Annotated in this window: 7 protein-coding genes; 5 read left to right on the forward strand and 2 right to left on the reverse strand. The window is 63.5% G+C overall.

Annotation, left to right across the window (positions count from 1 at the left end; genetic code table 11):
- Nucleotides 1–146: 146 nt before the first annotated feature.
- Nucleotides 147–605 carry an REP-associated tyrosine transposase gene (locus tag NTD80_RS10960; protein ID WP_106804700.1) on the reverse strand — a complete coding sequence of 153 codons (459 nt, stop codon included), beginning with the start codon at nt 603–605 and terminating at the stop codon, nt 147–149.
- A gap of 203 nt (nt 606–808) precedes the next feature.
- Nucleotides 809–1,414, reverse strand: a complete 606-nt coding sequence (locus NTD80_RS10965; RefSeq protein WP_065901582.1) for a TetR/AcrR family transcriptional regulator — start codon at nt 1,412–1,414, stop codon at nt 809–811.
- Between the two features lie 240 nt (nt 1,415–1,654).
- Here NTD80_RS10965 and NTD80_RS10970 point away from each other — a divergent pair, with 240 nt between their 5' ends.
- The 5 genes from NTD80_RS10970 (at nt 1,655) to NTD80_RS10990 (ending at nt 11,428) form a co-directional block, all read left to right on the forward strand.
- Entirely contained in the window at nt 1,655–2,779 is a 1,125-nt protein-coding gene (locus NTD80_RS10970; protein WP_106804698.1) for an efflux RND transporter periplasmic adaptor subunit, read from the forward strand.
- Nucleotides 2,780–2,792: 13 nt separating this feature from the next.
- Complete coding sequence (locus NTD80_RS10975) at nt 2,793–5,864, forward strand: efflux RND transporter permease subunit (protein ID WP_106804697.1); 3,072 nt, start codon at nt 2,793–2,795, stop codon at nt 5,862–5,864.
- On the forward strand, nt 5,861–8,986 hold the full coding sequence (locus NTD80_RS10980; RefSeq protein ID WP_262133558.1) for an efflux RND transporter permease subunit: 3,126 nt from the start codon (nt 5,861–5,863) through the stop codon (nt 8,984–8,986). Before NTD80_RS10975 ends, NTD80_RS10980 begins: the two co-directional genes overlap by 4 nt.
- A complete protein-coding gene (locus tag NTD80_RS10985) occupies nt 8,983–10,389 on the forward strand; it encodes an efflux transporter outer membrane subunit (protein ID WP_262133560.1) in 1,407 nt (468 codons plus the stop codon). The genes NTD80_RS10980 and NTD80_RS10985 overlap by 4 nt, the downstream gene beginning before the upstream one ends.
- A gap of 133 nt (nt 10,390–10,522) precedes the next feature.
- Nucleotides 10,523–11,428 (forward strand): DUF808 domain-containing protein, encoded by a 906-nt coding sequence (locus NTD80_RS10990; protein WP_262133562.1) that lies wholly within the window; start codon nt 10,523–10,525, stop codon nt 11,426–11,428.
- Nucleotides 11,429–11,525: the final 97 nt, after the last annotated feature.

An 11,525-nucleotide genomic window follows, 5' to 3' on the forward strand; every position in this document is an offset into this window, starting at 1 on the left:
AGCGGCGACGCGGTCTCGGCACTAAACCCAGATCACCTCCCACAACGGATCACCCCAATCCCCCCAACAACCCGGCTCCCACATTCGGACTGCGGTCCAAATGTGGGAGCGGGCTTGCTCGCGAAAGCGGCGACGCGGTCTCGGCGCTAAACCCAGATCGCATCCCACAGCGGATAGTCGCCGATTCGTTCTACCAAGTTGGCCCGCAATGGATTAGCCACCACATACCTGGCCATTTTCACCAGGTCGTCTTCCTTTCGTAACGCACGATCATGAAAGCTGGTTTGCCAAAGCCTGCCTTTGCGACCGCTGGCCCCGTTAACCGTGCGGGTGCTTTTGGATTTCACCTGGCACATCAGGTCTCCCAAGGAGCCTTTTTGCAGTTCGATCAGCCAGTGGAAATGGTCTGGCATCACCACCCAGGCCAGGGAGTTGGCCAGCCCTTGGTACTGAGCGAGCCGGAATTGCCCGACCACCAGGCGGCCGAGGTGGAAGTCGCGAAATATCGGCAGGCGTTCGTGGGTGTTGGTGGTGATCAGGTAGACACGGTTCGGTTCGCTGAACCGCCCGATACGCAGGCGGTGTGAAGTGGCTAAATCAGGCATCCTTGGCCTCTCTTCAAATGGTGTCCTGAGAGGCTAGATCTCGCCGATCAATACTGGGCGCCAGGCTTTTGGCAGGATGTGTCTGGAAGACCGCTTTCGCGAGCAAGCCCGCTCCCACTGGGGGTGGAGGGATTCAAACATTTTGTGTTCAACACCGCAGAAATGCAGGCGCTGGCTGCCTGCGATGCAAACACCCCCCTCTATCAGTCCGGCTCACACCCCTTGAGCACCAACCGGATGATCGTCTGCGCCGCCGCTTCATAGTCCGCCTCGTCCAATTTGGCCTTTCCGGTCACCGCCGAGATCTGCCAATCGAAATCCGCATAGGTCTGCGTCGCTGCCCAGATGCTGAACATCAGGTGGTTGGGGTCAATGGCGGCGATCAGGCCGCGATCTACCCAGTTCTGGATGCAGTCGATGTTGTGCTTGGCCTGGGCGTTGAGCTGTTCAACCTGGTCGGCACTGAGGTGCGGTGCGCCGTGCATGATTTCGCTGGCGAATACCTTGGAGGCGAAAGGCAGGTCGCGGGAGATGCGGATTTTCGAGCGGATGTAGTTGCTCAGTACCACCGACGGCTCACCCTCGGGGTTGAACGGCGTGGACGCTGCCAGGATCGGCTCGATAATGCTTTCGAGCACCTCGCGATAGAGGTTGTCCTTGGACTTGAAGTAGTAATAGACATTGGGCTTGGGCAGCCCGGCCTTGGCGGCGATGTCGCTGGTTTTGGTCGCGGCGAAGCCCTTGTCGGCAAACTCCTCGCTGGCCGCCCGCAGGATCTTTTCTTTGTTGCGCTCGCGAATGGTGCTCATAAACCAGGGTTTTCCTTGCCAGGACAGGCGGTTGCGCATGGTAGCACCGGCCTTGCGCAGCGCTCAAGAATCCTACTCCAGGCCTTGCAGGCCGGGGGCTTGCGCCAGATTGTCTGTCTTGATGCTGAACGCATTCAAGGTTGTACAGGCATAGGCCGGGCGCGCTGCTAGAGTTCAGGTCAGCCACCGACTCATTGCAGCGGTCGGTCTATCCTGATTTCGGCGTTCGAGAGAGAAACCGTGGAGAAAAGCAAACGACGCACGTTCGCCTGGCTGGCGGGCGTCGTCCTGGTGGTACTGGCGATTGTCCTGGGTCTCCATTTCTTCACCGCGCAGCACAAGGGCAAGCCTGCAGCCACAGGTGAACCGGTGGCCGTGGTGCCCGTCGCCTTGCAGGATGTGCCGGTGTACATCGACGCCCTCGGCACCGTGACCCCGACACGCAGCGTCACGGTGGTCAGCCAGGTCGACGGCATCCTCAGCAGCGTCGAATTCAAGGAAGGCCAGCACGTCAGCAAGGGCCAGGTCATCGCCCGCATCGACGACCGTGCGCTCAAGGCGCAATTGGCTGTGGCCAAGGGCACGCTGGCGCATGACCAGGCGGTATTGAGCAATGCCCAGCGCGACCTGGCCCGTTATCGCGACCTGGTCAAGGCCGGCTCCACCAGCCAGCAAACCCTCGATACCCAGGCCGCCCTGGTGCAGGAGCAGCAGGGCACCGTCGCCGCCGACCAGGGCAATGTGCAAAACCTCGACGTGCAACTGAGCTACTGCACCATCACCTCGCCGGTCGATGGCGTAGTTGGCCTGCGCCTGGTCGACCCCGGCAACTACGTGACCACCACCAGCACCACCGGCATTGTGGTCATTACCCAGATGAACCCGGCCACGGTGGTGTTTGCCGTGCCCGAAGATGACCTGGGCAGCATCGACCAGGCCATGGCCCGTGGCAGCGTGACCGTGCTGGCCTACGACCGCAATAAAAAGACCCTGCTGGCCACTGGCAGCCTGCTGGCCCTGGATAACCAGGTCGACACCAGCACCGGCACGATCAAGGTCAAGGCGCAGTTCGACGACGCAGGTGATGCGCTGTTCCCCAACCAATTCGTCAACGCGCGTCTCAAGGCCGACACCTTGAGCCAGGTCGCCGTGGTGCCGACCCGGGCGATCCAGCACGGCAGCAAGGGGGATTTCGTGTTTGTGGTCAACGGCGACAAAGCCGCGCTGCGCAACGTCAAGACCGGGCCGTCGATGGGCGATGTCTCGGCGATCCTCGACACCGGCGTCAAGCCTGGCGAGCAGGTGGTCACCGAAGGTGCCGATAAACTTGACGACGGTTCGCCGGTAAAAGTCGTCGCCCAGTAAGGAGCTGCCGGTCATGAATGTCTCGCGGCCCTTTATCGAACGCCCGGTGGCAACCACGCTGATGATGGTGGCCGTGCTCTTGCTCGGGTTGCTCGGGTACCACTTGCTGTCGGTGTCGGCGTTGCCCGAGGTCGATTACCCGACCATCCAGGTCTTCACCCAATACCCCGGCGCCAGCCCGGATGTGGTCAGCTCCTCGATCACCGCGCCGCTGGAGCGCCAGCTTGGCGAGATGCCGGGGCTCAAGTCGATGAACTCCACCAGCTCCGACGGCGCCTCGGTGGTGACCCTGCAATTCGACTTGTCGTTGTCCCTGGATGTCGCTGAACAAGAAGTGCAGGCGGCGATCAACGCGGCCGGTACCTTCCTGCCGGCGAACCTGCCGTACCCGCCGGTCTACAGCAAGGTCAACCCGGCGGACGCGCCGGTGCTGACACTCTCGCTGACCTCCGATGTGCTGCCGCTGACCAAGATCGAAGACCTGGCCGACACGCGCCTGGCGCAGAAAATCTCGCAGATCACCGGCGTCGGCCTGGTCACCATCAGCGGCGGCCAGCGCCCGGCGGTGCGGGTCGAGGCCAATACCTCGGCGCTGAACAGTCTCGGCCTGTCCCTGGATGACCTGCGCACCTCGCTCGGCACCGCCAACGTCAACCAGGCCAAGGGCAATATCGACGGCAAGTTCCAGGCGTATTCCATCGGCGCCAACGACCAACTGCAATCGGCCGAGGAGTACCGCGACCTGGTGATCGCCTACAAGAACGGCGCGCCGATTCGCCTGTCGCAGATCGCCAGTTCGACCCAGGGCGCCGAAAACCCGCGCCAGGCCGCCTGGACCAACAGTACGCCGTCGATTGTGTTGAATATCCAGCGCCAGCCTGGCGCCAACGTGATCCAGGTGGTCGATCGCGTGCAGCAATTGCTGCCCAAGCTGCGCGCCAGTCTGCCTGCCACATTGAAGGTCGACGTGCTCACCGACCGCACCCAGACCATCCGCGCGTCGGTCACCGATGTGCAGTACGAATTGGCCATGGCCATCGCGCTGGTGGTGATCGTGATTTTCATCTTCCTGCGCAACGTCGCGGCGACGATCATTCCGGCGGTGACCATCCCGCTGACGCTGGTGGGTACGCTGGCGGTGGCCTATGCCCTGGGCTTTTCCCTCAACAACCTGACGCTGATGGCGCTGACCATCGCCATCGGTTTCGTGGTGGATGACGCGATCGTGATGATCGAAAACATCACGCGCTACCTGGAGGCTGGTGACTCGCCGCTGGAGGCGGCCCTCAAGGGCTCGGCGCAGATCGGTTTCACGATCATCTCGCTGTCGATTGCGCTGATCGCGGTGATGATCCCGTTGCTGTTCATGGGCGATGTGGTCGGGCGGCTGTTCCGCGAATTCGCCATGACCGTGGCGGTGACTATCGTGATCTCCGCGCTGATTTCCCTGACGCTCACGCCGATGATGTGCGCGCGGATGCTCAAGCACCGGCAGCAGGAACACCGGGTGGATTTCTTCGACCGCATCAACACGCACTATGTGCGGGGCCTCGATTGGGTGCTGGCGCACCGCACGCTTACGTTGATCTCGGTGGTGCTCACCGCAGCCCTGACCCTGGTGACACTGGTGCTGATGCCCAAGGGCTTTTTCCCTGATCAGGACACCGGCCTGATCCAGGGGATTTCCCAGGCGGCGCCGACCATTTCGTTCCAGCAGATGCAGGTGGAGCAGCAGCGCCTGGCCGCGCGGATTCTCAAGGATCCGGCGGTGCAGAGCCTGTCGTCCTTCGTCGGCATCGACCAGACCAACCCGACCATCAACCAGGGCAACCTGCTGATCAACCTCAAGCCCCGAGGCGAGCGCGACAGCAGCACCGAAGTGATCCGCCGCCTCGCCGATGCCAACGCCGACGATGCCGGCATCCGCCTGTACCTGCACTCGGTGCAGGACCTGACGCTGGACGCCACGGTGTCCACCACCAGCTATCGCCTGGGCCTGCAAGCCACCGACCCGGATGAGCTGGAGCAGTGGACCAACAAGCTGCTCGCGGCGATCAAGCAGGACCCGATGTTCACCGACGTGCAAAGCCAGGCGATGCAGTTTGGCAACCAGATCCAGCTGACCTTCGACCGCGCCACCGCCTCGCGCCTGGGCATCACCCCGCAAGCCATCGACGATGTGCTGTATGACGCGTTTGGCCAGCGCCAGGTGTCGACGATCTACACCCAGCTCAACCAGTACCACGTGGTGATCGCCACCGATCATCCGCCGCGCAACCTGCCGGATCTGCTCACCGGCTTGTACGTGGACATTCCCGCCGGCGGCGTGGCGCCGCTGTCGAGCATGGCCACGATGCAGGTGGTGCGCACCCCGGTGACCATCAATCGCCTGGGGCAATTTCCCTATGCGGATGTGTCGTTCAACCTCGCGCCGGGGCAAACCCTTGGCGCAGCGGTGACCCGGCTCAAGGACATCGAGGCCAAGGTCGGCCTGCCGCTGTCGGTGCAGGCCAACCTTGAGGGGGCGGCGGCGACGTTCGAGGCGTCGCTGTCCAACCAGGTGTTCCTGGTGGTGGCGGCGATTGTGGTGGTGTACCTGATGCTGGGGATTCTCTACGAGAGCTTCGTGCACCCGGTGACGATCCTCTCGACGTTGCTTTCGGCCGCCCTCGGCGCGTTGCTTGCGCTGCTGGTCACTGGCACGCAGTTCGACATCATCGGTTTGATCGGCATCGTGCTGTTGATCGGCATCGTCATGAAGAACGGCATCATGATGGTCGACTTCGCCCTGGCACTGCTGCGCGAGGGCGGGCTGACCCCGGTGGCGGCGATCCGGCAGGCGGCGGAGTTGCGGTTTCGGCCGATCCTGATGACCAGCATGGCCTCGCTGTTCGGCGCGGTGCCGCTGGCGCTGGGCACCGGTATCGGCTCGGAACTGCGCCATCCACTGGGCATCGCGATCATTGGCGGGCTGATGCTCAGCCAGTTGCTGACGCTGTTTTCCACCCCGGTGATCTTCCTCGCCATGCACGGGCTGGAACAGCGCTTCAGCCGGCGCCCGGTTGAAGCGGACCCGGCGCAATGAACCTCAGCGCGCCGTTTGTCCATCGCCCCATCGCCACCACCCTGATGGCGGCGGGGCTGGCGCTGTTCGGCGCGCTGGCCTTTATGCTGTTGCCGGTGGCGCCGTTGCCGGAGGTGGATTTCCCCACCATCAGCGTCAGTGCCTCGTTGCCCGGCGCCGACCCCAATACCGTCGCCAGCTCGGTGGCCACGCCGCTGGAGCGCGAGTTCGGGCAGATCGCCGGGGTCACGCAAATGACCTCCGCCAGCAGCCTCGGCTCCACCCGCATCACCCTGCAGTTTGACCTCAACCGCGATATCGACGGCGCCGCGCGCGACGTGCAGGCAGCGATCAACGCGGCGCGCACCAACCTGCCGAGTGACCTGTCCGGCAACCCGACCTATCGCAAGGTCAACCCAGCCGACTCGCCGATCATGATCATCAGCCTGACCTCCGACAGCGCCACGCCGGGGCAGATGTACGACGTGGCCTCGACCCTGCTGGAGCAGAAACTGTTGCAGACCACCGGCGTCGGCGACGTGACGGTCGGCGGCGGTGCGCTGCCAGCGGTGCGCGTGGAGCTCAACCCGGATCGCCTCAACCGGTACGGCGTCAGCCTGGAGCAGGTGCGCCAGGTCATCAGTGCCTCGAATGCCAACCTGCCCAAGGGCAACGTGGCAATCGGTGACCGCTCCTACGGGATTGGCGCCAATGACATGCTGCTCAACACCGACGACTATGGCCCGTTGGTGGTCAAGGAACACAACGGCGACCTGATCCGCATCGCGGACCTCGGCTATGTGCGCGAAGACGTGCAGGACCTGCGCAACTTCGGCCTGTCCAACGGCAAGCCGGCGGTGTTGCTGGTGGTGTTCAAGCAACCCGGCGCGAATGTGATCGACACGGTGGACGCGGTAAAAGCCTCGCTGCCGTTTCTGCAAAGCTCGATCCCGGCGTCGATCAAGCTCAACCTGTTGATGGACCGCACCACCACCATCCGCGCCTCGCTGCATGATGTGGAAGTGACCCTGCTGGCGTCGATCCTGCTGGTGACGCTGGTCACGTTCGGGTTTTTCCGCGACTGGCGCAGCACGCTGGTGCCGGCGATCGTGGTGCCGCTGTCGTTGCTCGGCACCTTCGGCGCGATGTACTTCCTCGGCTACAGCCTGAATAACCTGTCGTTGATGGCGCTGACCATTTCCACCGGGTTTGTGGTGGACGATGCCATCGTGGTGGTGGAAAACATCATGCGCCACCTGGAGAAAGGCGAGAGCCGGGTCCAGGCCGCGCTGAATGGCGCCAAGGAGGTCGGCTTCACCGTGCTGACCATCAGCGTGTCGCTGGTCGCGGTGTTCATTCCGCTGCTGTTGATGGGCGGGATTGTCGGGCGGCTGTTCCGTGAGTTTTCGGTATCGCTGTCGGTGGCGATCGTCATCTCGATGCTGATCTCGCTGACGGTCACGCCGATGCTCGCCAGCGTGTTGCTGCGCGCGCCCAAGGAGGTGCACGAAGGCGATGAACACCCGGATTCGCGTTTTCACCGTTTCTATGACCGGACCCTGGGGTGGGTCATCGAGCATTCGATCCTGATGGGCCTGGTCACGGTGCTGGTGATTGTGCTGGCCGGGGTGCTGTATGTGCTGGTGCCCAAGGGCTTTTTTCCCCAGGAAGACACCGGCCGCCTGCAGGGCAGCATCCTGGCCAACCAGAGTATTTCCTACGGGGCGATGCAGAAGGACTTCACCGAGATCAACCGCAAGGTCATGACCAACCCCAATGTGGAAACCGCCGCCGGGTTTGTCGGTGGCGGCGGCGGTGGCGGTGGGGCGGTCAACAGTGCGCAGATGTTCGTGCTGCTCAAGCCACTGGGCGAGCGCAAGGACGACGCCACCCAGGTGATCGGGCAAATCCGCCACGCCCTCGGTGACTTGCCCGGCACCAAGCTGTTTCTGCAGTCGGCCCAGGACATCACTGTGGGCGGCCGCCAGAGCGGCGCGCAATATCAATACACGCTCACCGCCGATGACCAGTCATCCCTGGACGAGTGGGTGCCGAAGGTGGTGGCTGTGTTGCGCAAGCTGCCGCAGTTGACCGACCTGAACACCGACCAGCAGGACAACAGCCTGCTGGCCAATGTCGGCATCAACCGCGACACGGCGGCGCGGCTCGGGGTGAGCATGTCGGCCGTCGACCAGACGCTGTACGACGCCTTTGGCCAGCGCCAGGTCTCGACCCTCTACCGTGCCGCCAACCAGTACCACGTGGTGATGGAAATCGCCCCCGAATACTGGACCGACCCGTCGGCGCTCAAGGGCATTTATGTGCCGGTGGGCAGCGCGGCGCTGGCCAGCAAAGGCAGCGTCGTCGCGCCCAACCTGGCGGCGCAGTCGACCTTGGTGCCACTGTCGGCGATTGCCGATGATTCGGTGGCGCGCACGGCGATTTCCATCAGTCACCAGGGCAGTTTTCCGGCGGTGACGGTCTCGTTCAACCTGGCGCCCGGCACGTCCATCGGCCAAGCCACCGCCTTGGTCGACGACGCGGTGAAGCAACTGCGCATGCCCGCCAGTGTGGTCGGGCAGTTCGCGGGCACCGCCCAGGTGTTCCAGTCGTCGGTGGCCAGCGAGCCGTTGCTGATCGTCGCGGCGTTGCTCTCGGTGTACATCGTGCTGGGCATTCTGTATGAAAACCTGATGCACCCGCTGACGATTCTTTCCACCTTGCCCTCGGCGGGTGTCGGTGCCTTGATCGCGTTGCTGCTGACCGGCACCGAACTGTCGATCATCGCGCTGGTGGGCGTGATTTTGTTGATCGGCATCGTCAAGAAGAACGCGATCATGATGATCGACTTCGCGATCACCGAACGGCGCGAATTCGGGCTCACGGCCAAGGCGGCCATTCGCCGTGCATGCCTGATCCGCTTCCGGCCGATCATGATGACCACCCTGGCGGCGATCCTCGGCGCGCTGCCGCTGGTGCTGGGCACCGGCTATGGTTCGGAACTGCGCCGGCCGCTGGGGATTTCGATTATTGGCGGGTTGCTGCTCAGCCAGGTGCTGACGCTGTACACCACCCCGGTGATTTACCTGTGGCTCGACCGGGCGTCCCAGCGCCTGGGACGGCGTAAGGAAGCAAGCGCATGAAACTCACAAATAGCGTGCTGTTGTTAAGCCTGGTACTCGGTGGTTGCATGGTCGGGCCCGACTATCAAAAGCCTGCGATGCCGCTGCCGCAGACCTTCAAGGAAGGCGCGCAGTGGCAACGCGCGGCGTCCAATCCCCAGGGCGCGTTGGACAGCCAATGGTGGCTGGCGTACCAGGACCCGGTGTTGAATGACCTGGTGGCGCGCTCGGCCCAGGCCAACCAGTCGATCATTGCCGCTGAAGCCGCGTATCGGCTGGCCCAGGCGCAAGTGGCGTCGAGCCGCGCCGGGCTCTGGCCGACGGTGGGCGTGGGCTTGTCCGGCTCGCGCGGCGAGGGCGGTGACGGCACTACGTCCAGCAGCACCACGTCGACGGGCGTGAAAAACAGCGTCAGCGCGACGTTGACCGCCAGTTGGGAGCCGGACCTGTGGGGCGAGGTGCGTCGCGGCATCGAGTCAAGCCAGGCCGCCGCGCAGCAATCCGATGCGTTGCTGGCCGGGGTGCGCTTGTCCATCAGCTCCAGCGTGGCCAGTAACTACCTGGCGCTTCGCCAGATGGATATCGACGTGCGCCTGCTCCAGCAGCAACAGGCGATCAACCAGCAGTTGCTGGCCATGATCCAGGCCCAGTTCACCCAAGGCGTGGCGACCAACGATCAGTTGCTGGTGGCTCAGGACCAACTGACCACCTCGATTGCCGACCTGCAGACTTCCCAGCGCGACCGCGAGCAATATGAACACGCATTGGCGGTGCTGGTGGGCATGGCGCCGAGTGAATTCAGCGTGGCGCCACGCAATGACTTCAGCTTTGTCGTGCCGCGCCCACCGCTGACCCTGCCGTCGACCTTGCTGCAACGGCGCCCGGATGTGGTGGCGGCCGAGCGCTCGGCGGCGGCGGCCAATGCGAAAATCGGCGTGGCTGAGGCAGCGTTTTTCCCGACACTGGATTTGACCGCCCAGCTGGGTTATCGCGGCAGCGCCTTGGGCGGGTTGTTCTCCTTGCCCAACCGCATCTGGACCCTGGGGCCGGCGCTGGCAGAGACGATCTTCGACGGCGGCGCTCGTGAGGCCGCGGTCAAACAGGCCGAGGCCAGCTACGACCAGATCGCCGCAAACTACCGTGGCACGGTGCTCAGCGCCTTGCAGAACGTCGAGGACAACCTGTCGGCGATCAATCACCTGCAAACCCAGGCCGATGCCTTCCAGCAGGTCTACCAGCGCAACCAGCAACTGTTCGGCAGCCAGGAGGCGCAATTGCTTGCGGGCACGGTCAGTCGCGAGACGGTGTTGACCCAGCAACTGGTGTTGCTGCAAGCCGAACAGAACCTGCGTGACACCCAAGGGCAGCTCAGCCAGGGCAGTGTGGCGTTGATTCAGAGCCTGGGCGGTGGTTGGCAGCCCTGATGCCCCGCTCATCACGCAGGCGGGGAGGCCGCCATCGCCGGCAAGCCAGCTCCCATCCGGCGAGCAAGATCAACAGCAGATCGGCAGTGATCCGCGTTATATTCGCGGCATTCTCACGGCAGGAAGTCCCCCAATGGCAGGAAGCAGTTTGCTGGTTCTGATCGACGACATCGCCGCGGTGCTCGACGATGTGGCGTTGATGACCAAGATGGCCGCCAAGAAAACCGCCGGGGTCCTCGGCGATGACCTGGCACTCAACGCCCAGCAGGTCTCGGGAGTACGCGCCGAACGGGAGATCCCGGTGGTGTGGGCGGTGGCCAAGGGCTCGTTTCTCAACAAGCTGATTTTGGTGCCGGCGGCGCTGTTGATCAGTGCGTTTGCGCCTTGGGCGGTCACGCCGCTGTTGATGCTGGGCGGGGCTTACCTGTGTTTCGAAGGGTTTGAAAAGCTCGCACACACCTTCCTGCACAAACGCACCGAAGAGCAGGCGCATCTGGTCGAGGCCGTGGCCGATCCGGCAACCGACCTGGTGGCGTACGAAAAGGACAAGATCAAAGGCGCGATCCGCACCGACTTCATCCTCTCGGCGGAAATCATCGCGATCACTCTCGGCACCGTGGCCGCTGCACCGTTGATGCAGCAGGTGGTCGTGCTGTCAGGCATTGCCGTCGTCATGACCATTGGCGTGTACGGCCTGGTGGCCGGCATCGTCAAGCTCGATGACCTGGGCCTGTGGCTCACCCAGAAGCCCGGCCAGATGGCGCGCAGCATCGGCGGCGCAATCTTGCGCGCGGCGCCGTACATGATGAAAAGCCTGTCGGTGATTGGTACGGCGGCGATGTTCATGGTCGGCGGCGGCATCCTGACCCATGGCGTGCCGGTGGTGCATCACTGGATCGAGTCGGTCAGCCAGAGCACCGCAGGCTTGGCGTGGTTGATGCCGACCTTGCTGAATGCGGTGGCGGGGATCATTGCGGGGGCGGTGGTGTTGGCCGTGGTGTCGGTGGTCGGCAAGGTATGGCGAGCGACGAAAAGCTGATTCACGGCTGTTCAAGCTTAATCCAGCTGTTCCAGGCGGCAGGTGTGCCTCCTGGTCACAGTGTCAGCTGAGTCAGCAAAATCAGCGCAATAAAAAA

The sequence above is a fragment of the Pseudomonas sp. 13B_2.1_Bac1 genome, assembly GCF_025466155.1.
GTDB classification, from domain to species: Bacteria; Pseudomonadota; Gammaproteobacteria; order Pseudomonadales; family Pseudomonadaceae; genus Aquipseudomonas; species Aquipseudomonas aylmerensis.